A 25,482-nucleotide genomic window follows, 5' to 3' on the forward strand; every position below is an offset into this window, starting at 1 on the left:
AATGGCATTAAAATATAATGAATATGGTGAATTAACTATGGCAGGTACAAGTTTAAAAACACTTGCTCAAAGTTTTGGTACCCCTACTATTGTTTATGACGAAGATGAAATTCGCAATCAAATGCGTAGATACCATAAAGCTTTTCAAAAAAGCGGTTTAAAATATAATATTTCATATGCTTCGAAAGCATTTACATGTATCCAAATGGTCAAATTAGTACAAGAAGAAGACTTACAATTAGATGTAGTTTCTGAAGGTGAATTATATACTGCATTAGAAGCAAAGTTTGACCCAAGTAAGATCCACTTTCATGGAAATAACAAAACTAAACGTGAAATACAATACGCTTTAGAAAGTGGCGTTGGTTATTTTGTTATCGATTCACTTGAGGAAATTGATTTAATCGACAGATATGCGAGCGACACTGTAAATGTAGTATTACGCGTAAATCCTGGTGTTGAAGCACATACGCATGAGTTTATTCAAACTGGCCAAGAAGATAGTAAATTCGGTTTATCAATTCGCCATGGCTTAGCGATTGAAGCGGTTAATAAAGTGAGCGACTCTAAACGTTTACATCTAAAAGGTATTCACTTCCATATTGGTTCTCAAATCGAAGGAACTGAAGCGATGATTGAAACTGCTAAGATTGTGCTTAACTGGCTTTCTGAAAATGATATCAAAGTTGAATTACTTAATCTAGGTGGAGGTTTCGGTATCAAATACGTTGAAGGAGATGTAAGCTTCCCTATTGAAGAAGGTATTGCAGAAATTACAGATGCAATCAAAGCTGAAACTGAACGTCTAAATTATGAAGTACCGGAAATTGGTATTGAACCAGGCCGTTCTATTGTTGGAGAAGCTGGAATTACTTTATACGAAGTAGGTACAATTAAAGAAATTCCTGAAGTAAACAAATATGTTTCAATTGATGGTGGCATGAGCGATCACATTAGAACTGCATTATATGGTGCCAAATATCAAGCATTATTAGTAAACCGTCATGAAGAAGCTGATGAAACAGTAACAATTGCTGGTAAATTATGTGAATCAGGTGACATCATTATTCGTGATGCAAAACTCCCTTCTTCTGTTCAACGTGGTGATTACCTAGCGATTCTTTCTACAGGAGCATATCATTACTCAATGGCTTCTAATTACAACCAAATGCAGAAACCACCTGTATTTTTCTTAAAAGATGGTAAAGCACGTGAAGTTATTAAACGCCAATCCTTACGTCAATTGATTATTAACGACACTAAATAAAAATTAACAATTAAAAAATAATTCTTAAGAATGTTAAAAGAGAAGTTTAAACTTAAAACCTACGTAGACTTTATAAATTTTGCTACGTAGGTTTTTAATATCTTAATAATTAATTTTATTATTAAGATATATGATTACTAATATTGTAATTTTTTAAAAATAAGTTTTGATACAAGATATATAACTACTATGTATAATAAAGTAATAACACTCATTATTAATAAATTTTTTGGAAAGCTAATATTACTATCGAATTTGATAAAATTAGATAGTAAAAGCTTAATTTTATCAATACTGTCTGTAACTTTTATGAGAATATATCCTGTAATTAAAGTAATAATAGTTACTCCAGTATTGAAACGTATAGATGCAATAAGTGAAAAAATATTAAAATAGCATCGGTAAAAAATAAGACTATCAAATTTGTCATTAAATAATGAGTATATTTAGTATCTTTTAATAATTTCGTTTGTCAAAATAAACTAGACAATTTCTCATCTTCGATAAAAGTCATAAATACTTCCAATGGTGTTTTATAGCCCAGCGATTTTCTGGGACGATGATTAATATTTTGAGCAACACTAATGATAAGATGATCAGTGACTGAATTAAAGTCTAATTCTTTATCTAATCCATTGCGTCTAAGTATCCCGTTAGAATGTTCATTCAATCCACATTGCGACGGAGTGTCGGGGTCAGCAAAGAATATCGAGATATCGTGTCGGTTACAGATAGTTTTCCAGTTGGAGAGCTCCTTACCACAATCGAAAGTAATCGATTTAAATATATGAGGAGGTAAAGCTGAAAACATAGAGTGAAGAGCATCTTCAATATCATCTGCCTTGCGGCTTTGAGGTCGTATAGTGAAAATCATCTTAGAGATTCTTTCTACTAAGGTTATGACAGCACTCCCATGATTACGGCCAATGATAGTGTCACCTTCAAGATGACCAAATTCTTGCATAATCACTTCTCCTTTCTCCTACTTATCGGTATAATAATATATATAATAAAAATTATATTGTATTTTGTACTATTGAATTAAAGACAAACTTTCTTTATAAAAAATGAGATTAATGAAACAAATTGATAGTTTCATTAATCTCATTTTTCGTAGAACTTTTTTCTTAAGCAATTTTAACTTAAAAATAAAAAAACACCCTACATCTTGGTAAGGTGTTACTAAAGTCAATATTTTACAATCTATTTATTATAGTTTAACAACGTTTGCAGCTTGAGGACCGCGATCGCCTTCAACTACTTCAAATTCAACTGATTGACCTTCTTCTAATGATTTGTAACCATCTTGGTTAATTGCTGAAAAGTGTACGAATACGTCGTTTTCACCTTCAACTTCGATAAAACCAAAACCTTTTTCAGCGTTAAACCATTTAACTGTACCTTGTTTCATAATTCTGAAACCTCCAAGACTAAATTCTTTCAATATGCATTATTCGCATATTACAAAAAATACATGTGACAATTATGTATTAATAACAAAACGCTATAAATAACTCTTACAGATATTCTTTGCAATATGGAATAAAACCATTGCTTAATAATAATTATATGTTAGTTCTTACCAAATTGCAATACAATTATAGAAAATTATCTTTTAATTAATTTTTGGTAGATTATAATATACTTCTTTATTATTTAATACAATAAAACTATAAAATATTTGTAAATCTTCTTCACAATCTTCACAAAAGTTTAAATCGCAATTGTTATAAAACGCATGAATATTGTATTTTCCAACAACATAATTATCGTAATAATCTTTACTTTTTGAAATTATGTTAATGTAGTAGTTTAGCATTTCATCATATGAAGTAAATTGATATTGCTCTATAATTTTATCTGTCCAGTCACTAAATAACCACCATCCCTCATAGTCAGCTCTAATTTTGGCAACTGTCCACATATATATTTCCCCTTTCAATTAGCCTATAATAATTATTTTAACTATTTTATATCTGAATTAAAAATATAATGTCTCATACTTTTGTCCGATAGCCTATTTATTCCATAGTAATTATTAGTTTTTTAGTATAAAACTTCGTATAATAAGTATAAGGAGTGATACTATGAAGCAAAAGCATTTACAAGTGTTTGGGACGGTTCAAGGTGTAGGCTTTCGATATTATACACAAAGATTAGCGAATAAGTATCATATTCTAGGCACTGTCCAGAATGTAGATGATTATGTTGAAATATATGCAATAGGTAATGACGATGACATCCAACAGTTTATTAATGCTGTAACTGAGGGTGCATCACCTGCTTCACATGTTACACACTATGAGCTTGAAGATACTAATGTGAGTGAAGATTTTTCTGATTTTAAATCGATTTAAATATAAAAAGGAAGATGTAATTTGAGATATAATATTTCTCGACTTTTAGGCGTAATTGTAGGAATTCCAGTAGCTATGGTATCTTGGATGGTCAGCGTATTTAGCTTTGATCTTTCATTTATTATTGACGCTTTGGTTGGTATTGGGATGTTTTTTGTGTCCTACTTCCCTACTCAACGACTCACGTCTAGGAAGTATTTAACAGAAATTGGTCTTTCACGAAGAGACTATCATTACGTAAGCAACCATTTAAAGCAAACACAAGATAAGATACGAACAATATTAAAATCATTTGTTAATGTAAGATCTATTCAAGATTTCAGACAAATCAATGATATATATAGGATTTCAAAATCAATTCATTTTGCTGTTAAACAAAGGCCAGCAATGTTTTTTAAAGTAGAGAGTTTCTTTTATTCGCATATAGATAATGCGCTAAATTTAATAGAGTCATATACTCGATTAGCAAAAATGCCGAAAAAAACTATTGAAGAAAAACAAAAATTAGAACATACTCGTATAACTTTAGATGAAGTTAAACGTACGTTGATTGCTGATCTGAAGAGAATCAATGAAGATGATTACGAGCGTCTAGATGTTGAAATGGAAATTAACAAATTAGAACAAAAACGTCATAAAGATAACTAGAATAAAGAAATGGAGCGATTTTTTAAATGCCTCGAAATGATCAATTTAACAACTCACATCCATTAGATGATTATATAGTACAACAACAACTAAAAAAACTAGATAATAATAGCAATGTCAGTCTAGCGAATCAAAATACAGTTTTAGATGATTTTCAGCAACAATTCAGTGATAAAGAAATGCAAAAAATTGAAAGTATTAGTCAACAAATTAAACCTTTAGACAATGATGGTCTATTATCATATGGCTCACATTTGCAAGAAAATATGTCTCAATTCTCACATAAAATGCTGGATGAAGTGCAGACTAAAGATATTGGACCTGTTGGAGATTCACTTAATCAATTAATGACTAAGTTAAAAGCTGTAAATCCTGATGAGTTAAATCCAGAGAAACAATCCAAACTTAAGCGCTTTTTTAAACGTACCAAAGCTTCAATTAATGAAGTGTTTTCTAGGATGCAATCAGTAAGTTCCCAAATTGATAGAATTACAATTCAGCTTGATAAACACAAAAATAATCTATCAAAAGATATCAAATTATTAGACGGATTATATCAACAAAATAAAGATTACTTTGATGATGTTAATTTATATATCGCCGCCGCTAAAAGAAAAAAACATGAAATACAAACGAACGACATTCCGAAACTACAAGAACATGCCAATCAAACTGGTAATCAAATGGATATACAAGCCGTAGCGGATATGGAGCAATTTGTTGATCGCTTAGATAAGCGTATTTATGATTTACAATTATCTCGTCAAATTGCAATACAAACTGCACCACAAATTCGCATGATTCAAAACGTTAATCAAGCATTGGCTGAGAAAATTCAAAGTTCTATTCTTACAAGTATTCCACTTTGGAAAAATCAGATGGCAATTGCCCTTACGTTAATGAGACAGCGTAATGCAGTGTCTGCCCAACGTGCCGTAACAGATACAACCAATGATTTACTTACTCAGAATGCGGCTATGTTAAAACAAAATGCCATTGAAACTGCTACGGAAAATGAGCGTGGCATTGTAGACATTGAAACACTTAAAACAACGCAAAGTGATATTATTGAAACAATTGAACAAACACTTCAAATCCAACAAAATGGTCGTCAAAAGCGTAAAGAGGCTGAGAAAGAACTTGTTGGCTTAGAAGATGAATTAAAACAACACTTACTTTCGATGAAGAAGGAATAGCTAAAATGATTAAAGCACATCACAACTCAAAATGAGTATGATGTGCTTTTTTATTATAATTAATTCGTTTAGATAGCTATTCTTTTTGATAAACAATATGGTCTTGGTTTACGAATTTAGCAACGACATATCCAATAATAGTTGCGACTACTGCTATTGGAAACCATTCTAAAGAATATTGCTTTAACGGTAAAGCATCTATAAATGACATCTTCACCCAACCATTAGTACTTATAACACTTAATATTGAAACAATACTAATAACTGCAATTGGTACTTGCTGTGCAACTGGTTTAGTTGGAATGAATCGTGCAAGTAAAATTAGTAATACAACAGTTATTGCTATAGGATAAATAACGCTCAATACTGGTACTGACATAGAAATTACAGCATTTAAACCTAAATTTGCCAGTATGAAACTAATCAAAGTAAAGAATATTGTATAAGCTTTGTATGAAACTTTAGGGAATATTCTATTAAAATATTGACTTACAGATACAATTAAGCCACAAGCAGTTGTTAAACAAGCGAGTGCAACGATAATACCCAATAAATATTTACCGAAGATACCAAAACCATTCGCCGCCATTGTTGTTAATAAATAAGCACCAACATTTTGATCTTTAGCTGTCAGATTTTTAAGTGTCGCGCTGTCAACGTTCATATGATTGCCTATAAATCCTAATGAAACATATATAAATACAAGCGCTATGGCTGCAATTAAGCCTGACATAACTGTTTGTTTAAATATTTGATTTGCATGTTTAACCCCTGTAGCTTTTATCGCGTTAACTACTATCATTGAAAAAGCAATTGCTGCGATTGCATCCATAGTTAAATACCCTTCTGTAAAGCCTTTTGAGAAACTTCCAATAGCTGAATTGTAATCAACCTTGTTTCCATGAGATGGTGCATTACCATTATAATCAACAAATCCTTTAATAATCATTGCTAAAATTGTTATTAATAATAATGGTGTTAATAAAGATCCTATACGATCTACAATTTTACCTGGATTTATACATAGGTAAAGAACGACTAGGAAATAGATAAGAGTGAATATAAATAACACTAAATTACTATTCGTATGAGCAATTGGTGTCACAGTCATCTCAAATGAAGTCGAAGCTGTACGCGGAATTGCAAACAGAGGCCCTATTGTTAAATATATAATAATTAAAAATATTACAGAAAATTTAGGTGATATTTTATTTAATGAACCAACATAGCCTTGCTTATCTAATGCGCCAACGATAACGCCTAACAATGGTAAGCCGATTCCTGTTAAACAAAATGCGATAACTGCTGGCCAAAAGAAATGACCACTATCTTGGCCTAAATTTGGTGGGAAAATAAGATTACCTGCGCCAAAAAACATAGCGAATAATGTAAATCCTACTATCCAAGTATTCTTATTCATAGAATTGCTCCTTTTTATGTGTATGTTTGCAATATTAAACATTCTAGCATAAAAAGGATTTACAAGTCTATGTGATTTCAGAAAATTTGAAAAGTTAATAAATATTTAAAATAGAAATCATATATCTATTAAAATGATTTTAGAAGTAATTTTTTTAGTAATGGCGATAAATGACTCGGCAAATTTTCTACACCTTCTACAAATAATGCGTATTGACCATAAATGTTATGAATGGTTTGTTCAATATCTTCTGTTATAACATCTTGACTCAAAAACACATTAAATACTTCAATACCATATTTGCGGGCCATTTCTACACCTTCATAAGTGTCTAAAATACCATCTTGTGCATAATTGTAGGCTGAAGGCTCACCATCGGAAAATACTATCAAGAAACGTTGATTATGACTTCTTCTTAGCAAGCGTTCGCTAGCAATACGTATAGCTACGCCATCACGGTTATCATCTTGTGGGTGTAAAGACATGATTCGAGGGCCACTTTTTTCCATGGTTGAATAATCATAATGAACAATTTCATCAATGATGTTAGGCTGTTTACGATCATCAGAATCAAATGCATCTTCATTGAACGCAAGTATTTCATGTTTAACATTTAATGCTTTCAATGTTTCGTGGAAAAGAACAACCCCTTTGATTGTCTCTTCCATCTTATCGAACATACTTGCAGATGCATCAATTAATAAAGTAAAAGTGGCATCAAACGTTTTACTTAAATCTTGTTTTTTATAAAATAATTTATATTGATCATCGATAAACCAATTTGTTAAATCTCTTTGCAAACGACCTTTAGTAAGGTTATGTCGCTCATCAACATGTTCGCGATCAATAGTTTTCTTGATAATTTGAATTAAATCCTTAGTTTCAAATTGAACATCGTTTTTAACATTTTGATACTCTAATAAGTAATCCGGTTCGATATCGGGAACATTCCATTTAACTTCTACATTTTCATTAATCCCTTTAAGTGCGAATGATGCATTCTCTCCTATAGAGCCACCTTCATCATTATTTAATGTATTGTCAGAACCGCGACCCTTTTTGGTCATCATGTCTGTCATATCGTCTGTAGAATCACCTTCACGAGCAGTATCATTATCACTTATTACCTCACTATTCTCGCCCTCATGAAGTTCCATTTCAAGGTAAGCACCGCCTTCTGATTTACTATCTTGGGCATTCGTTTCAGCTTCAGCAGTCTCAGAGTCAGTATCCTCAGAGGTATTGTCTTTTCCATCTACATTACTCGCATCTGTACGTTTTAACTCATCAAACGTCATTTCATGGATTGCCTCATATACACGACGAGGGAGATGATAATATTCATTTAACATATCTTTGGTTAACATATCATCAATTTGGAACATGATACGTTGAGCTAAGTACATATTATCTTCTGATGTTTCATTTTGGAAAAAGTTAGGCAGATATTGAAACATAGAATTCAAAATATCGTCTAATTGTGAATGCATCATTGGAATATCAAAGAAATTCTGACTAAGAAATGCTTTTTCTAAATATAAAAATAGTAAATCAGTATACACAGTTTTAGTTTTATAGAATTTAATTTGAGATTCAGTATAAGACAATCTCGTTTGTAAACGTAAATCTATTAATTTAGAAGTACTTGGGCGTTCATTACGAATATGATTAAACACGCGCATATCTTCTAGTAATCTAAAAATTTGCTGATAAAACTTAGGGTGTTCAAACTCATTATCATGTAATACTTCATTCACAATAGATTCATCCATCATTTGATACCCATAAGCTGCGAGCATCACGTCAGTTTTAAGTCCGGCTTTCTCTATATGCTCGGGACGGTGCGACCAGAACCAACTTGTGATCAATATGTTATTAATTGGATCATAGTAAGGGAATTTTTGAATTTTAACTTGTGTTTGCTCATTTTTAAGAAGTAAGCGCGCTAAGTCCTGTAGCATCATAACTTGCTTAGCATCTAATTGCTCATCATTAAATTTGATAAAACGATCGCTCATAATAATCCCTCTCTAAAAGTTTAATTCAATCGCATTTTTTATTGCTTGTTGTTCACGCTCATCTTCTAATTTATCGATAATTGTGCGTTGAATAGCACGCTCAATTGGCATTACAGTAATTAAGTCACTTAAATCTATTAATGCTCTGATACTAGCTGCTTCTTCAGAAATTTGTCCTTGTTTAGACATTGTACGTAAATCTTCATTGAATTTGATAATTTGTTCAATAATAGCATCATCTTGAAGTTGACTTTGTTGCTTAATAACATCTTTTAATATTTCACCGTCTATATAATCTACTTGAATAACAACAAAACGGTTTTTCAAAGCTTCGTTCATAGGAAGTGTACCTACATAGCCTTCATTAATTGCGGCAATAACGTTGAATCCTGGCGCCGCTTTTATCACTTCTCCAGTGAATGGGTTTGTAAGTTGACGACGATAATCTAGAACACCATTTAGTATTGGTAAGGTTTCAGGTTTGGCCATATTTATTTCATCAATATAAAGGATATGTCCTTCACGCATTGCTTTAATTACAGGACCATCTATAAAAACAATTTCTTGTTGACCTTGTTCGTTTGTTTTAATTGTCTTAAAACCAAGTAGACTTTCAGCGTCTAAATCTACTGAACAGTTAACTTGATGCATTGGTGTATTAACAGCTGCACTAAGTGTTTCCGCTAATTTGGTTTTACCAGAACCTGTTGGCCCTTTAAGTAATATATTTTTATTTAAATTAAATAATGCTTTAGCATCGTTAAATACGGATTCATCTGAATTAATATATTGATTCTTAATCATTTTTGTAGTTTACTCTCCTTCTTTAAAATGAAAAATAGACTAAGAAGTTGCATTGAAAAAGTAATGTTGAGTATATTTCAACGGTTACATCACTTTTTCAAAATAACCCCCAAGTCTTGATTAAATCATGAACATGCTTAATTATTGATACTAAACTTCTTTAAAGTACGTTTTATAATAACCACCGACTAAACCAGAATTATCAATAATTTGATAGTATTCCTCAGTTTCATTAATAACATCATATTGCTTTCCAACAGTTAACATATCAGAAACTGTAAATTTCTTAGCATCTGTATTAATTACTTCAACTTTTTTAATAGGTGTACGTGTTTTCCATGTTTCATGTAACATTGCCATAAATTTCATGCCTCCATATAATTATTGTTTTACTTTTCTAATGTATAAATAAATGAGATGCCACTATTCTCAGTAATACGTAGTGATTGAGCATCGCCTTGATTTAATGTCTGATAAGGAATGCCAATGTCATCTAATTCCTTTTGTGCATTGTTGAATGCTTCAACTGAATTTGCACTAAATTCAATTTGCTCAACGATGCCTTCTTCTTTTAATTCAATAGGTTCATTAGGCTGATATAAATGAAGTTCACCACCTAAACCACCTTCGCCAATTTGAAATACTTGTATCACTTGGTCAGGAAACTCTGTTGATTCGTACTCAGCATAATGAGTTAAGTTAAATACATTCTTTAGGATAGATGCTGTAACTGGCAATTCATTAACTTTAATAATGATAGGACCAAGTCCCTGAATTTGGTGTAGCGGATTTACTGTACTATCAAAAGTGGGTGTGCCTAGTCCGACGCCCGTATTATGTTCATTCGAATAAATATCAAAAATTTGATGGTTGCTATCTTCGAAATTAAAATGCTTATTACCGTTTAACTCAGTAATTTCACTTGCTTGAATTTGATTATCTTTAAAAATCGTTTGATACTCATCCAATCCTGAATCTGTCGGCGTTCTCAAACCAACACTAGCGATATGTTGATTTTCATATTCAGAATTTGGCACTTCAACAAAATGTATTCGTGTACCTGGACTTAAATCTGCATCACCAAAACGTAAAGCTTGATTTTTAGATGCTACATTTAGTCCTAAAATATCTTTAAATAGTTTATTTGTTTTAGAAAGATCACTTGTCCCTAATGTGACACTTCTAAGTCCACTCATGCATGACACCCCTAATATTTGTCTTTTCTTAATTATTATAACGCATTTTAAATATGATTTATATCATGAACTATATAATGGACCGTTAATTTAATGAGTTCAAAAAATACATACGAAGAGAAATATAAATTTGATAAAATTCGTATAATGAATATAAATACAAATTTATAATAAATATTAACAAGTCCTCCCCTACCCTTATTCTATAAGGTAGGGGGTGATTTGAAATATGCCTTTTAACTAATGATTTAATTTTATATAATTAAAAATAGTTCGTTTTTTAGTCAATTAGTAATGACTATACTTATAATATAATAGTTGGATTATTTAAGAGATGTAATAATTATTATAAGAATTATCTATTCCATAATTAGTCAATAATATAAACGCTAATTACTTAAATACTTTATTTGCTGTTCTCTAAAAATCACAATCTGAATTTTCTATACAAATGTCTTATGAACTTTTATAAATGAGTGTTATTTATTTTCGGCCAAGTAATATATCTTCTAACTCTTCATCAGAGACTTATATGGCAATTTTAGATAAATCAGCTTCTTTTGTGATTGATTTATATATTCCAAGTAACTTATCCATTTCTTGTTTCTCTTTTCCATTTTTCCTTAATTATTCGTGCACTTGGCATTTTGTGAACTATAACTCTTAATTTTATTTGTTCTTCATTATAACACCTCGATTTATTTTAAGGGCATTGAATATAGTCTTAGCACTGCTTATATAATATTAATTGAATATCATCTTTGGTTTTTTTATGTATTTAATATAACTTACACATAGGCGCATTACCTTTCTTTTTTATTTTGTTTGGTAGCTAATAATTATAGAGGTAATTGCGCCATTTTTGTATTCAAACATAAAAATTGGACTGATGATTTTTAGTCATCAGTCCAATTTATTATAGAGTCAAAAAATACAACGACGATGTGACGCCGTTGTATCAATATTAGTTTGAGGTTATATTCCTTTGAGCTTAGCTTTCTAAAAGTAAATCTTCAGGGCTTTCGATTAATTCTTTAATCGTTTTTAAGAATCCTACTGCTTCTTTACCATCAATAATTCTATGGTCATAACTTAAAGCAATATACATCATTGGTCTATTCTCAATTGTATCTTTATCAATTGCAATTGGACGAGTAATGATTGAGTGCATACCTAGAATAGCTGCTTGGTTACCATTAATAATTGGTGTACTCATCATTGAACCAAATACACCACCATTAGTAATTGTAAATGATCCATTAACCATATCATCTAAACCAAGTTTTTTATCTCTTGCTTTAACTGCTAAGTCAGCAATAGCTCTTTCAAGTTCTGCAAAGTTCTTTTTATCACAATCTCGTACGAAAGGAACTAATAAACCGTCATCAGTAGAAACAGCTACACCTATATCATAATATTGTTTAGTAATCATATCATCGCCGTCGATTTCAGCATTGACTTCAGGATATTTTTTCAATGCAGCAACTGCAGCTTTTGTAAAGAATGACATGAAACCTAGTTTAGTACCATCATGATCTTTAATAAATTGTTCTTTTTTACGTTTACGTAATTCCATTACGTTTGTCATATCTACTTCATTGAATGTAGTTAACATTGCTGTATTATTAGAAACTTCTAATAATTTTTTAGCAGCTGTTTTCTTTCTACGAGACATTTTTTCTCTAATTACAGGTTTATTAGGTGAACCTGTAGATTTTTTAGGTTCTTCTTTTTTGCTTGCTTCTTGAGAAGATTGGGATTGAGCTGCTTTTTGGCTATTTTCGACATCATCTTTACGTACAACATCGTTTCCTTTTCCAGAAACAGTGCTTAAATCTACACCGTTTTCACGTGCATGACGACGAGCTGATGGCGTTGCATTAACACGTTGATTGTTAGGGTTGGATTGTGTTTCTTCATTATTTGATTGAGATTCTTTTGGTTGAGCTGATTGTTTAGTCGCTTCATCATTGTTCGCAGATTGAGATTGGTCTGAAGATTCATCTTTGCTTGAAGAAGCATTACCACTACCTTCGCCAACAGTTGCGATAACTTGGCCGACTTCCACAGTGTCGCCTTCAGAAGCCAATTGTTCTTGAAGTACACCTTCTTCTTCAGAAACAACTTCAACGTTTACTTTATCTGTCTCTAATTCTAGGATAGCTTCGCCTTTTTCAACGCTATCTCCCACATTTTTTAACCATTCTGCAATGGTACCCTCTGTTATAGATTCTGCTAATTCTGGAACTTTTACCTCTGGCATAATATTTCCCCCTAGTTATTTTTCAATACTACTTTCAATAATTTGATTTTGAACAAGTTTATGAATTTCTCCATCACCTTCAGCTGGCGCTGCACGTTGAATTCTACCGTGATAGCTTAAATTAAATTGGTTACCTACAAGTGATTTTAAATAAGGATAAACGAATAACCAAGCGCCTTGATTTTTAGGTTCTTCTTGAACCCAAGATACTGTTTCAAGATTAGGTAATTCATTTAATACTTCTTTAATTTCCCCTTCAGGGAATGGATATAAACGTTCAACTGCAACTAATAAAATTGAATTATCAGGATTTTTAGCTAAATGTTCTTTTAAATCTATGAACATTTTACCTGATGCTAATACAAGTTTAGTCACTTTCTCTTTATTTCCATCCTCGACAATAATAGGTTTGAAACCACCTGAAGTGAATTGATCTATTGGTTTAGCAACTGTTTTATTTCTTAATAAGCTTTTTGGAGACATTACAATTAATGGTCTCATAGCTTCAGTACCTAAACTCTTAGCTTGTGCTCTTAGTAAATGGAAATAGTTACTTGAACTAGATAAGTTAACAACTGTACTATTATTTTCAGCTGCTAGTTGTAAGAATCTTTCTAAACGTGCTGAAGAGTGTTCAGGTCCTTGCCCCTCAAATGCGTGAGGTAAGAATAGCGTTAAACCACTTCTTTCTCCCCACTTAGCACGTGCTGATGACATGAAATTATCGAACATCATTTGAGCCATATTAGAAAAGTCTCCGTATTGAGCTTCCCAAATATTCATGCTATTTTTATTTTCAACATTATAGCCATATTCAAAGCCAACGACAGCTGCTTCAGATAATGGACTATTGTGAACTTCAAATGTGGCTTTTTGATTAGGAACATGATGTAATGGTGTGAATGTATCACCATTTTCTTCATCGTGTAATACAGCATGTCTATGACTGAACGTACCACGCTCACTATCTTGTCCAGTTAATCGAACAGATATGCCATCTTGAACAATCGTTGCAAATGCAAGTTGCTCAGCTTGAGCCCAGTCTACTAAACCATTCTCATTTTCGAAAGGCTCTCTACGTTTTTCAAGAACTTTGTTTAGCTTTTTAAGTACATGGAAATCTTCAGGATATGAAAGCATAGCATCATTAATTTCTTTAAGATGATCTACTGAGAAATCCTTATCATCACTTTGTAAAGGTTCTTGCAATGACTCAGGTCCTTCCATATCTGGATTATCCATTTTATCTGATTTATCAATCTTGTCTTGAGCAGCACGCATTTCTTTTTGAACTTTATCCATTACGTCTTCCATTTGTTCCTTAGAAATAACGCCGTCTTCAACTAACTTATTACCATAAATAATTTCAACTGAATCATGTTTGCGAATATTATGATATGGAAGTGGATTTGTAATCGAAGGTTCGTCCATTTCATTATGCCCGTAACGACGATAGCCAACTAAATCAATTACAAAATCTTTATGAAATTCTTTTCGGAATTCCATTGCAATATCAATAGCTTCAATTGTTGCTTCAACATCATCTGCATTTACATGTAAAATTGGTACGTCATAACCTTTCGCAATATCAGTTGAATATGTTGTTGAACGTCCATCAACTGGTTCCGTAGTGAATCCAATTCTATTATTTGTGATGATGTGTAAGGCACCACCAGTTGAATAACCATCTAGGTTACTTAAATTCATTGTTTCAAAATTAATACCTTGTCCTGGGTATGCAGCATCCCCATGAATTATAATTGGCATACCTTTATGGAAATCTGTAGATGGTTTACCTGCGTGTTTTGTGTCATCTTGTGATGCACGTGTCTTACCAATTACCACTGGCGCAACAATTTCCAAGTGACTTGGGTTATTAGCTAATGAAATTCGTTGTGCAATACCATATGAAGAAGTTGTCTTCACACCACCTAAGTGATACTTCACATCTCCTGTCCATCCAGCAGTTAGTTCAAGACTACCATCTTCTGGTAAGAATTTCATAGGATCTGTGTGCATAAACTCAGAAATCATCATTTCATATGGTTTTTCTAGCACATGAGTTAAAACATTTAAACGACCTCTGTGTGCCATACCAATTTGAATATTGTTAATTTCAACTTCAGCAGCACGTTTTAATGTATGTTGTAACATTGGAACTAATGTATCAACACCCTCAATAGAGAATCGTTTAGCACCAACAAAGTTTTTGTGTAAATACTTTTCAAAGCCTTCTACATGCGCTAAAGTATCAAATAATTTTTTTCTTTCATCATTATTGATATTAGCTCTATATGGTGTTTCAATACGTCGTTTTAACCACGTACGTTCTTTATTATTATTAATATGATTATATTCAAAGGCTATCGGCCCTTTATAACGCCTCTCCATTCTTTCAATTGCCTCGTAAGCATTATCATATATATCTTTGAAATGATCAGATACAATTTCAGCTGAGACATTTTCTAATGTTTCTTTATCTAAGTTAAACTCTTCAATTTCTAACTTAGGAAGATTAGTTCTTTTAGGAGCATTAACAGGGTAAATATCAGCTTTAAGGTGACCGTATTGTCTTATATTGTCGATTAAGCGCATAATACGCTTAATTGTACCATCTCCCGCTGATGAACCACTCCCTTCAGTGGTTGACTTAGCTGCGACATGAGCTTCGCCATTTTTAATAGTGCTGAAAAGAACTTGTAAATCATCAGGCACTGAACTAGGGTCTTGTAGATAGTCATCGTATAAATCTAACATTAAACCTAGGTTAGCACCGAAGTTTACAGGAGCTTCTGTAACGTCCTTGTTATCCTTTGCCATAGTATTACCCTCCACAAAATAGTTAAACCGCTTACAGGTCAATAATAGCACTATTTGTGGCTTTGATAAAGTCCATTGACTGAATATTATGGAAAAAACAAAAATACTAAATCTAGTAATTTGAATTTATATGATTTTGTGTGAAAATTGATGGGAAATTTTTCTGAAAATGTGAAATAGAGATAGTTTGAATGAGTGTTTTAATTGTAGATGATTATTTGAAAGAAAGTTATGCATTAAAAAACCGGAACAACTTAATTGTCCCAGATTCGATGTAAATATTCATTTAAATATAATTTTAAACGTTGTATATTGGTTTACTTCGCTGTCAACAGTTATATATCCACCATATTGTTGTACTATTTTCTCAGCAATAGAGAGCCCTAAGCCATTACCACCCTGACTTCTTGCGCGGGATTTATCAACTCTATAAAAACGATCAAAAATAAACTCCTGATCTTCTTTAGGAATACCAAGACCATGGTCTGTAATTTCAATACTAATTTGTTTGTTTCTTAATTGAGTAGCTATCTCGATTTGCTTGTTATCTTTGTCATACTTCATTGCATTATCAATAAAAATAAGTAATAGCTGTTCAAATTGATGGCGATTAATCTGTAATGTTAATGGTTTCTTTGATAGATGCGTTTTAAATTGATAATCTGGATGTAATTGTTTTAAAGATTTAATACGTGAATGAATTTCTTCGTTAATATTTACTTCTTCAAATTCTAATGCCTGAATATTAACTTTGTCTTTAGTCAATAATAATAATTCTTCAACCAACTTCGTTATTCGATTCATTTCCTCTAATGAAATATTAAGAGACTCTTCAAGTACAGCTGGGTCTTTTTTACCCCAACGTTTAATTAAATTTAAATGACCTTGAATGATTTGTAGCGGCGTGCGTAACTCGTGAGAAGCATCTTCAACAAATTGACGTTGTTGGTTAAATGATTCCTCAATTTGGTACATCATATCATTAAAGGTATCGATTAAATTATCTGTTTCCTCATAGTTCGTCTTGAGTTCAAGTTTATTTTGAAATCCATCTCGTCGTATTTGAATCATCTTGTTCGACATGGTTACGAGTGGCTTAGTTAATTGCGTTGAAAAAATATAACTAATACCCGCCATAATGAAAGTTGCTAACAAACCAAATGCAATGGCTACAAAATATAGAGAACGAACTACATTGTTATATCCTTCAAGGGAGTGAATTAAAACACTATAGCCTTCAAAACGTTCACTATGTATTGGTTCTGTAATAATTAAGTAAGGGATTCCATTATGTTTTGAAATTTGAATCGTTTCAGGATCAACAAAATCAATATCAGGTTTAAAATTAATCATATTTTCATTTGAGGATTGCATTAATTGTTTACCATTTCGATCGTAAATGATGGCTTTTTCAAAATTCTCCAACATAGCAGTCAAATCTAATGTAGTAATATTATTCATAGATCGTGATTCTACTAAATTAACGATATCATTTGAACTGTGTTCAGCCTCATCAATCTCACCGTCTCTTAAGGTATCTTTTAAAAAGAAGATTATAACAAGACAGAAAAGAATAATTGTGCTAAACATGATTAACGTTGTAATCATCATCCACTTATATTTTAAAGTACCCTTTTTAATCATCTAATCACGTACCCAACACCACGAACGGTTTCAATCGTTTTATCTTTACCATAAGGTTTAAGTTTGTTGCGTAAATATCGAATATAAACATCTACGACATTCGTCTCAACTTCACTGTCATAGCCCCAAACATGATCTAAGATTTGTTCTCTTTGTAGTACACGGTTTCTGTTGGTTGCTAATAAATAAAGTAAGTCATATTCAGTTTTAGTGAAATCTAACTGTTCTCCATTAATTGTGACATTAAAAGCATCGACGTCTATTTTAATGCCATTGATATCAATGATATCCTTTTGAGGTTGACGACGGAGTACTGCACGAATGCGTGCAAATAGTTCTTCAATTTCAAAGGGTTTTACAATATAATCGTCAGCACCGTAATCTAAACCAGTCACTTTGTCATATGTATCGCTTTTAGCCGTAATAATAATGATAGGCGTTGATTGTTCTTGTCTGACACGGCGACATATTTCTAAGCCATTTATATTTGGTAACATTAAATCTAATATAATTAAATCGTAATTATTACTTAATGCTTTATCGAGCCCTGCTTGTCCTTCATATTCTATATCTACACTATAATTATCATGAGTTAGTTCTAGTTCTAAGAAGCGGGCTAAATTTTGTTCATCTTCCACAATAAGTATATTAGTCATTATTATTTTCACCTCTTTTATTATGTATTAATCATATTTTAAATAGCTAGAATGAGTTAAATCAATGATGCGTTTTCGAATGCATATTCTTATAATATAAACTATATTTTATCACAGTAAAGACTGAAATTAGAGAATGGATTTAAATTGTAATGATATAATCAAATTTAAATGAAAATTTTTCGCAATTATAATTGACAATGATTATCAACGATGTATAATAGTATTTGAAAATGATTATCAATACCGAATAAGACAATTCCCCCCACATATATTTCGTTCTTAAAGGATTGGTCATTTTCAAGTTATTCCCCTTTTATATGCCCGTAAAAGACTAACGTTAAAGTTTCAAACTTACTTTAAACGTTTTAATAAAAAGCAGTGAATCTAATGCCAAGGTTCACTGCTTTTTTATTTAGCTTATTTAGTTATTCTGATTTGATTAAATCTTTTGAGTATCCACCAATTCAAATAGCTTATATTTAATCCTTAAAAAAATTGAGACACAATCTCGCGTTTTAAGAATGTATATCGATATATTTTACGTAGCTGTTGGATATAAATGATTTTTAAGTATTAATGTTGATAGAACAATACAGAAAGCACCGCCAATTATACCAGCAATGATATCTGTAGGATAATGCACACCTAAATATACTCTTGAAATAGAAATCAGAAGAATAAATAATGCGCATAATCCTATAATAATTCCTTTATTATTACCTGATGCTTTTCTATTTACTATGAACATCGCACTACCAAAGAATGATGTTGACCCCATAGCATGGCCACTAGGAAAGCTAAATCCAGATATATCAATTAATCGTAATAATGTTGGACGCTCTCGGTCAAAAATATTCTTCAGTAATGGATTTAATATACTTGAAAGAGACATAACAATCACAAAGAATAGCGCTTCGATTTTAAAGCGTTTTAACATTAAATATGCGACTAACATTAAAGATAGACAGACCATTGCCCATACTTCTCCTAGCTTAGTGGCACCCAAAAGGATAGAAGTAGTGATGAAACTTTCAGATGAATAAATAAATTCATATACTTCAGTATCAATCCATTTACCCAGTCTAGACTCATGGAAGGATGCAATGATACCAAATATTAAGGTAAAAACGATTAGCAAAGTAATACGTTTCGTACGATTCATTGTCTGCACCTCCTGAGTTTATAGAGCGTCCTTTAAAATTTTATTAAATAGATCTTCTTTCGTATAACTTTCTGTGTAAGTCTCCATTTGTTTAATGATTGACTCTCGATCATTTTCAATTTCTTTAAGTTGTTCTAATAATTTAACCTGTGTAAGTTGATCTTCAAGGATGGTTCTACCATACCCTTTAGATTCAAAATTCTCTGCATTATCAATTTGATCACCACGTGATTGGTCAAGTCCTAAAGGTATTAATAACATAGGAATACGCAATGTTAAAAATTCATAAATAGCATTAGATCCTGCACGGCTAACTACAGTATTTGTAATAGCTAATAAATCTGTTAACTCTTCTTTAACAAATTCATACTGAACATAGCCTTTAGCATCAATACTAGAATCAACTAGTCCATGACCTGTTAAATGAATAATTTGATAGTCTTGAAGTAATGCTTCTAAATTTTCACGTATAGCTTGATTAAGCTTTTTACTACCTAAGCTACCACCCATGACGAGTAATACTTTTTTTGAGGCGTCGAAACCTGTTAACTGGTATCCACGTGATTGATTACCTTCTTTTAAGTCTTGTCGAATGGTAGCGCCAACGAAGTCTGCTTTATCTTTAGGTAAATATTTTAATGTATCTTCAAATGTTGTATAGATTTTTTTAGCAAATTTCAGTGAAATTTTATTAGCTAAGCCTGGTGTTAAATCCGATTCATGTATAATTGTTGGAATGTTTAGTGAGCGTGCAGCTATTACTACGGGAACTGAAACAAATCCTCCCTTAGAAAATAATAGGTCTGGTTTCTCTCTTTTTAATACTTTGCGTGCATCAATAACACCTTTTAAAACTTTAAATACGTCTTTCGCATTATCAACTGATAGATATCGACGTAATTTACCGCTAGATATTGGATAATATTTAATGTTAGGTAATTGTGATTCAATCATTTCACGTTCTATACCTGTTTTAGAACCAATATAAAATGCGTCGTGCCCTTTATCAATAGCTGTTGGAATTAAACTTAAATTGACCGATACATGTCCAACAGTACCGCCACCGGTAAATGCTATTTTAGACATAGTAATTAACCTCTATTCTTAAATGTTTTTATAATATGCGTAGAATGGTGCGCCTCTATCAAATGGATGATAGTCAATTTCTGCTTCACCGACTTTTATGAAACCAAATTTTTCAAATAATCCTTGTGCTGGCTTATTTAGAGCAAAAGTATCAGTTAAAAGAACATGGATATTATGTTCTTCAGCTAACTTAACTGCGAAATCAAATAACTCAGTAGCTGCTCCTTTATACTGTTGTGATCCAGCAAGTCTATGAATGACATAGGCGCCTTCACGATCGATTGGCCATTCTAACTCATCATACCATTCTGATTGTTGTTGGTCGACCACGATAAAGCCATAAATTGTGTCATTTTCTTCCAACACATATAGTGTTTCGGTATTGATGTCTTCTTCAAAGTGTTCTGTGACTGGATATTTATCATCCCATTGATTATTATTGAATTCTTTCATTAATTTTTTGGCTTCTTCAACTAAAGTTTTTATTTGTGAAATATCTTGCATATTACCTAGTCTTATCATTGTTTTTGACGCTCCTCTTTATTTTAGTTTATTAATTAATTCATCTAAAACTTTATCTTCTTTATTAGCTTTTTCAACTAATAACTGTGTAAATTTCTCATTAGTTTTTTTATCGAATTTACCATTTACTGATAATTCATGTTCTGATTGGAAGTTTTTAATAGCTGATTCCAACTGTGTATCAAATTGTTTAGAATCATTGTTAACGTCGTAGCCTAATGCATCTAAACCGATTTTGATAGATTTCACGTATTTTGTATTGTCACCAACAGAATAAGATTTATCAGTTGGAATGACACTGATAGATTGATATTTAGGTGAAGCTATTTTTGTATCAGGTTTTATACCTTTCCCATGAATATAATGACCATCAGGTGTTAACCACTTCATTTGTGTATATTTCAATAATGAGCCATCTTTAAATTCACGAGTTGTCTGTACTATTCCCTTACCAAAAGTTTTTGAACCGTAAACTTTAGCTTTTTTGTGGTCTCTCAGTGCACCAGTAAATACTTCTGATGCACTGGCAGAACCTTCATTTACTAAGATACTAACTTTCATGTCTTTAGCTTCTTTAGAAGCGTCATTTGACGTTTTGATTGATTCTGTGTCATCGCCTTTTTCAAGTTTTACAACTGTCTGATCTTTATCTATAAAGATATTAGCCATTTTTACGGCTTCATCAAGTAGACCACCAGGATTATTTCTTAAATCTAATACTATATTACGAACACCGTCTTTATGAGCTTTAATAATAGCAGATTTCAGTTCGCCTGCAGTATTATCTTGGAATTTATTTATAGTAAATACTCCAATGTTGTCTTTCTTCTTATATTCCACGCTTTTTACATGGATTTTACCACGTTTAATTTTAATTTCTTTTTCTTGAGAACCACGTTTTATTGTTAGTTTGACCGTTGTTCCCTCTTTACCACGTACTAATTTTACTACTTGATCTAAAGGTTTGCCTACTACGGATTTTCCATCCACTTTAGTAACAACATCTTTTGGTTGGATACCGGCTTTTTCAGCAGGAGAATCTTTCATTGGACTTGTAATCATAATTTGTTTATCTTTTTTTTGCATTTCTGCACCAATACCTACAAAGTCGCCTGAAACATCTTCATTAAAGCTTTTCGTTTCATCTTTAGTCATGTATTCTGAATAAGGATCTTTAAGTTCTTTAACCATGCCATCTATAGCAGCCTCAGATAAGTTACTAGCATTTTGTTTTTTGTAGTAATCATTATTCAGTGTCTTATAAGCATATTGAATTTTTTTAATTTCTTGACGTTCATCTTTAGTTAATCCGCTTATTTTGTGACTGATACCAATTGTAGCAGCAACTGTAATACCAGCTGTAATAATGATAACTCCTAATAAAAGTACTATAAATTGCCAAGTTTTAAAATTGATTCTTTGATTAGAAGATGTTTCATTTTTATGTTTGGAGTCTATACTACTTTGTTTTTCCTCAGAATGTTGACTCATAAAACCACTTCCTCATATAACATCTTATGTATTTATAATTTCATCTATAAAGATAATATAAGTATGTCGTTATTTAGACACAAACGCAACTTTTAAGAAATAAGTTGAATAAAAAGCACAAAAGGAGTGGGACAGAATTCATAATGAATTCGTTCCACCCCCGAAAAGATGACTAGAATTGAGAAAGGCTTGATATACTTCTCATTTAGCTAGCTGTTATGAAATTTTTAATGCAATTTTAATATGATACATGTGCTAATCACATTACTGAGTAAGTCAGAATTTTAACCATTCTGTATACTCTTCATATAAATCATCAAACACTGACATGGGTACTGATATGTCGCTTTGCATTTCAATATAGTCAGACAATTGATTGAAATCTTTTTCATGTTTTGGAAAAGACAAATCATTAAATATTTCTTCAGCTAAGTCTCCCTTGCTATCTTTACGCCCTCTAACCGTTAGAGCAAATTGATAGAATGAATGTTCTTTCATTAGCTCATTGTCACATCAACAACTTTAGTTTCACCTTTAATGATTGCTTTAACATCATTAACATGAATTGATTCAGTTTGATCTGAATTTGTAATAATAATTGGTGAAATAACATCTTTAGCATTATTACTAATATATTCTAGATCAAATTTAAGTAATGGATCACCAACTTGAACAGTGTCGCCACTACTTACTAAGATTTCGAAACCTTGACCATCTAATTGAACAGTGTCTAATCCAATATGAACTAATATTTCTAAACCATTATCTGCTTTAAGTCCTATTGCGTGTTTAGTTGGAAATACATTGTCCACTTTACCTTCAATTGGAGAAACAACTTCTCCTTCAGTTGGGTTAATACCAAAGCCTTCGCCCATCATTTTTTGTGCAAATACTGGATCTGGAATATCCTCAATATTAATATATTCGCCAGTTAGTGGTGCATAGATTTCAATTTCTTTATTAACTTCTTTACCTTTACCAAATAATTTTTTAAACATAATTAGTCACTCCTATTTTTCAAAATGCGGAATTAAATCTCCATATCCAAGTTCTTCTAACTTATCATAAGGGATAAATTGAATCGCTGCGGAATTAATACAATAACGTAGTCCACCACTTTCTTTCGGACCATCGTTGAATACATGACCTAAATGACTGTTAGCATCTTCCGATCTAACTTCTGTTCTAATCATACCAAATGTTTTATCTACGAGTTCAATGATTTCATTGTCATCAATTGATTTAGAGAAACTTGGCCAACCACAATTAGATTCAAACTTTTCCTCAGAAGTAAACAATGGTTTGCCTGAAATTTTATCTACATAAATACCCTTATCAAAATGATTCCAATATTCATTTTGAAATGGAGGTTCAGTACCATTTTCTTGAGTAACTAAATATTCCATTTCATTTAATTCATTTTTAGCTTTTTTAATCATTTTGAGACCCCCAATGTGTTTCGATAAATGATTTTCTTCCTGATCCACGTTGATATTGCTCATAATGAGCAGGGTTTTTCTTGTAATAATCTTGATGATAGTCTTCAGCAGGATAAAAGTTTTTGTATGGAAGAATTGGCGTTATAACAGGTTTTTTAAAAATACCTTCTTCATTTAATTGTTGTATTTTAAGTTCAGCTGCTTTCTTTTGCTCTTCATCATGATAAAAGATAGCCGGTTCATAGCTTTCTCCTCTATCAAAGAATTGACCACCGCCGTCTGTAGGGTCAAAAGTTTTAAAATATACATCTAAGATGTTTTCAAAGGACGTAATGTCTGAGTTGAACTGAATTTGAACAGCTTCCCTATGTCCAGTTTGATTAGTACAAACTTGTTCATACGTTGGATTTTCAATATGACCTCCACTATATCCAGATACTACCTCTTCAATACCGGGATATGATGTAAAAGGCTTAACCATACACCAGAAACATCCTCCAGCTAAAGTTGCATATGCCATATTATTACCTCCTCTGTCATTATTTAAATTTACGATATATATACTATTATTTAAAGTAATCTACTCACATTGATGAATTTTATTAAAAGAACAATAAGAAGTAAACAATGAGATTAATTTGATTCACGAACAACAACCAAGCCGATTGCTCCTTGACCAGTATGAGTTGAAATAACTGGTGTCGTTACATTAACATCATATTTCTGTTGTCCGAATGCTTCATCAAATTGCAACTTGAGCTTGTTAACAAAGTCAAGAACGTTTGCGTGAGCAACACCAATCGATTTAATTTTATTTTTATCGATAAATTCTGAAATTTCTTTTTTTAGATATTGAATACTAGAATTTTGTGTACGTGCATTATGTACGATTTCTAAATATCCATCTTCTAAAGTGCCGACGGGTTTAATTTTCATTATATTACCAATAAAACCTTTTGTCTTACTTATGCGTCCACCTTTAATTAATTGATTTAATTGTCCAATTACAACAAAGAGTTTAATGTTCTTTTGTAATTCTTTGAGTTTGTCTACGATTTGATTAGACGAAAGATTCGTATTAATTAATTCAACAAGTCGTTGGATTTGGTAGCCGAGTCCGAATGAAATAGATTTGGAATCAATTACGGTTACTTTAGTGTCAACCATATCACTGGCTTGCAAAGCAGTTTGGTATGTACCGCTTAGACCTGATGACATATGGATACTAAAGATTTCAACATCCTCTTTACCAAGTTCTTCGTATAGTTCAATAAATTTCCCGATTGGTGGTTGGCTTGTTTTTACGTCGGCATCTTCCTCAATTCGTTGAATATAAGCCTCAGATGTAATATCTATTTGATCAACAAATGATTTTCCGTCAATCGTTAAGCTTAAAGGTACTACGTGTATATTATTTTGTTTTAGATATTCATGTGATAAATCTGATGTAGAATCCGTCACGATAATTTGTTTAGTCATAAATGCCTCCG

24 protein-coding genes and 2 pseudogenes are annotated in these 25,482 nt (G+C 31.8%); 4 read left to right on the forward strand and 22 right to left on the reverse strand.

The window, feature by feature from the left end; genetic code table 11:
- Position 1: 1 nt before the first annotated feature.
- Entirely contained in the window at positions 2 to 1,267 is a 1,266-nt protein-coding gene (lysA, locus tag HMPREF2737_RS02260) for a diaminopimelate decarboxylase (protein ID WP_037551416.1), read from the forward strand.
- Between the two features lie 472 nt (positions 1,268 to 1,739).
- Here the strand turns inward: lysA and HMPREF2737_RS02265 are convergent.
- The 3 genes and pseudogenes from HMPREF2737_RS02265 to msaA all read right to left on the reverse strand — a co-directional run.
- Positions 1,740 to 2,228: pseudogene (locus HMPREF2737_RS02265) on the reverse strand (IS30 family transposase); the annotation flags it as partial.
- A gap of 249 nt (positions 2,229 to 2,477) precedes the next feature.
- On the reverse strand, positions 2,478 to 2,678 hold the full coding sequence (cspA, locus tag HMPREF2737_RS02270) for a cold shock protein CspA (RefSeq protein WP_002433901.1): 201 nt from the start codon (positions 2,676 to 2,678) through the stop codon (positions 2,478 to 2,480).
- Positions 2,679 to 2,882: 204 nt separating this feature from the next.
- The gene (gene msaA / locus HMPREF2737_RS02275; RefSeq protein WP_037551417.1) at positions 2,883 to 3,191 is read right to left on the reverse strand and encodes a regulatory protein MsaA; all 309 of its coding nucleotides are present in this window, start codon (positions 3,189 to 3,191) and stop codon (positions 2,883 to 2,885) included.
- 163 nt (positions 3,192 to 3,354) lie between these two features.
- On the opposite strand from msaA, the gene HMPREF2737_RS02280 reads away from it, so the two are divergent.
- The 3 genes from HMPREF2737_RS02280 to HMPREF2737_RS02290 are packed head-to-tail and all read left to right on the forward strand — an operon-like array spanning position 3,355 to position 5,468.
- Positions 3,355 to 3,624, forward strand: coding sequence for an acylphosphatase (locus tag HMPREF2737_RS02280; RefSeq protein WP_037551418.1), 270 nt, complete (start codon positions 3,355 to 3,357; stop codon positions 3,622 to 3,624).
- 21 nt (positions 3,625 to 3,645) lie between these two features.
- On the forward strand, positions 3,646 to 4,272 hold the full coding sequence (locus tag HMPREF2737_RS02285; RefSeq protein WP_037551419.1) for a 5-bromo-4-chloroindolyl phosphate hydrolysis family protein: 627 nt from the start codon (positions 3,646 to 3,648) through the stop codon (positions 4,270 to 4,272).
- Between the two features lie 26 nt (positions 4,273 to 4,298).
- A complete protein-coding gene (locus HMPREF2737_RS02290; RefSeq protein ID WP_037551421.1) occupies positions 4,299 to 5,468 on the forward strand; it encodes a toxic anion resistance protein in 1,170 nt (389 codons plus the stop codon).
- 76 nt (positions 5,469 to 5,544) lie between these two features.
- Here the strand turns inward: HMPREF2737_RS02290 and brnQ are convergent, their stop codons facing one another.
- The 19 genes and pseudogenes from brnQ to fakB2 form a co-directional block, all read right to left on the reverse strand.
- On the reverse strand, positions 5,545 to 6,888 hold the full coding sequence (brnQ, locus tag HMPREF2737_RS02295) for a branched-chain amino acid-like transporter carrier protein BrnQ3 (protein ID WP_037551423.1): 1,344 nt from the start codon (positions 6,886 to 6,888) through the stop codon (positions 5,545 to 5,547).
- A gap of 128 nt (positions 6,889 to 7,016) precedes the next feature.
- On the reverse strand, positions 7,017 to 8,906 hold the full coding sequence (locus HMPREF2737_RS02300; RefSeq protein WP_037551424.1) for a vWA domain-containing protein: 1,890 nt from the start codon (positions 8,904 to 8,906) through the stop codon (positions 7,017 to 7,019).
- Between the two features lie 12 nt (positions 8,907 to 8,918).
- Positions 8,919 to 9,710 carry an ATP-binding protein gene (locus tag HMPREF2737_RS02305; RefSeq protein WP_037551425.1) on the reverse strand — a complete coding sequence of 264 codons (792 nt, stop codon included), beginning with the start codon at positions 9,708 to 9,710 and terminating at the stop codon, positions 8,919 to 8,921.
- A gap of 150 nt (positions 9,711 to 9,860) precedes the next feature.
- Positions 9,861 to 10,064, reverse strand: a complete 204-nt coding sequence (locus HMPREF2737_RS02310) for a DUF6501 family protein (RefSeq protein WP_029376685.1) — start codon at positions 10,062 to 10,064, stop codon at positions 9,861 to 9,863.
- 35 nt (positions 10,065 to 10,099) lie between these two features.
- On the reverse strand, positions 10,100 to 10,906 hold the full coding sequence (locus HMPREF2737_RS02315) for a VOC family protein (RefSeq protein WP_037551426.1): 807 nt from the start codon (positions 10,904 to 10,906) through the stop codon (positions 10,100 to 10,102).
- A 991-nt stretch (positions 10,907 to 11,897) separates the two neighbouring features.
- Positions 11,898 to 13,169 (reverse strand): dihydrolipoyllysine-residue succinyltransferase, encoded by a 1,272-nt coding sequence (sucB, locus tag HMPREF2737_RS02320; protein WP_037551432.1) that lies wholly within the window; start codon positions 13,167 to 13,169, stop codon positions 11,898 to 11,900.
- Positions 13,170 to 13,184: 15 nt separating this feature from the next.
- Positions 13,185 to 15,989: a 2-oxoglutarate dehydrogenase E1 component gene (locus HMPREF2737_RS02325; protein WP_037551433.1), complete on the reverse strand. Its 2,805-nt coding sequence runs from the start codon at positions 15,987 to 15,989 to the stop codon at positions 13,185 to 13,187.
- Between the two features lie 282 nt (positions 15,990 to 16,271).
- Positions 16,272 to 17,633 carry a HAMP domain-containing sensor histidine kinase gene (locus HMPREF2737_RS02330; protein WP_037551434.1) on the reverse strand — a complete coding sequence of 454 codons (1,362 nt, stop codon included), beginning with the start codon at positions 17,631 to 17,633 and terminating at the stop codon, positions 16,272 to 16,274.
- Entirely contained in the window at positions 17,630 to 18,289 is a 660-nt protein-coding gene (locus HMPREF2737_RS02335) for a response regulator transcription factor (RefSeq protein WP_011275785.1), read from the reverse strand. The genes HMPREF2737_RS02330 and HMPREF2737_RS02335 overlap by 4 nt, the downstream gene beginning before the upstream one ends.
- A 191-nt stretch (positions 18,290 to 18,480) precedes the next feature.
- A pseudogene (locus HMPREF2737_RS11720) lies at positions 18,481 to 18,587 on the reverse strand (hypothetical protein); the annotation flags it as partial.
- A 243-nt stretch (positions 18,588 to 18,830) separates the two neighbouring features.
- On the reverse strand, positions 18,831 to 19,454 hold the full coding sequence (locus tag HMPREF2737_RS02340) for a phosphatase PAP2 family protein (protein WP_037551436.1): 624 nt from the start codon (positions 19,452 to 19,454) through the stop codon (positions 18,831 to 18,833).
- Positions 19,455 to 19,472: 18 nt separating this feature from the next.
- Complete coding sequence (locus HMPREF2737_RS02345; protein ID WP_037551438.1) at positions 19,473 to 20,540, reverse strand: undecaprenyldiphospho-muramoylpentapeptide beta-N-acetylglucosaminyltransferase; 1,068 nt, start codon at positions 20,538 to 20,540, stop codon at positions 19,473 to 19,475.
- 18 nt (positions 20,541 to 20,558) lie between these two features.
- Complete coding sequence (locus tag HMPREF2737_RS02350; protein WP_037551439.1) at positions 20,559 to 21,062, reverse strand: GNAT family N-acetyltransferase; 504 nt, start codon at positions 21,060 to 21,062, stop codon at positions 20,559 to 20,561.
- Between the two features lie 18 nt (positions 21,063 to 21,080).
- Positions 21,081 to 22,553: a S41 family peptidase gene (locus HMPREF2737_RS02355; protein ID WP_037551440.1), complete on the reverse strand. Its 1,473-nt coding sequence runs from the start codon at positions 22,551 to 22,553 to the stop codon at positions 21,081 to 21,083.
- 276 nt (positions 22,554 to 22,829) lie between these two features.
- A complete protein-coding gene (locus tag HMPREF2737_RS02360; RefSeq protein WP_037551441.1) occupies positions 22,830 to 23,051 on the reverse strand; it encodes a YozE family protein in 222 nt (73 codons plus the stop codon).
- On the reverse strand, positions 23,051 to 23,551 hold the full coding sequence (locus HMPREF2737_RS02365) for a PTS sugar transporter subunit IIA (protein ID WP_037551442.1): 501 nt from the start codon (positions 23,549 to 23,551) through the stop codon (positions 23,051 to 23,053). The genes HMPREF2737_RS02360 and HMPREF2737_RS02365 overlap by 1 nt, the downstream gene beginning before the upstream one ends.
- A gap of 12 nt (positions 23,552 to 23,563) precedes the next feature.
- Positions 23,564 to 23,992 carry a peptide-methionine (R)-S-oxide reductase MsrB gene (gene msrB / locus HMPREF2737_RS02370; RefSeq protein WP_037551444.1) on the reverse strand — a complete coding sequence of 143 codons (429 nt, stop codon included), beginning with the start codon at positions 23,990 to 23,992 and terminating at the stop codon, positions 23,564 to 23,566.
- Positions 23,985 to 24,512: a peptide-methionine (S)-S-oxide reductase MsrA gene (msrA, locus tag HMPREF2737_RS02375; protein ID WP_037551447.1), complete on the reverse strand. Its 528-nt coding sequence runs from the start codon at positions 24,510 to 24,512 to the stop codon at positions 23,985 to 23,987. Before msrA ends, msrB begins: the two co-directional genes overlap by 8 nt.
- Positions 24,513 to 24,625: 113 nt before the next feature.
- Entirely contained in the window at positions 24,626 to 25,471 is an 846-nt protein-coding gene (gene fakB2, locus HMPREF2737_RS02380; protein ID WP_037551449.1) for a fatty acid kinase binding subunit FakB2, read from the reverse strand.
- Between the last annotated feature and the right edge of the window lie 11 nt (positions 25,472 to 25,482).

This window comes from Staphylococcus sp. HMSC069D12, assembly GCF_001810405.1.
In the GTDB taxonomy this organism is placed as follows: domain Bacteria; phylum Bacillota; class Bacilli; order Staphylococcales; family Staphylococcaceae; genus Staphylococcus; species Staphylococcus haemolyticus.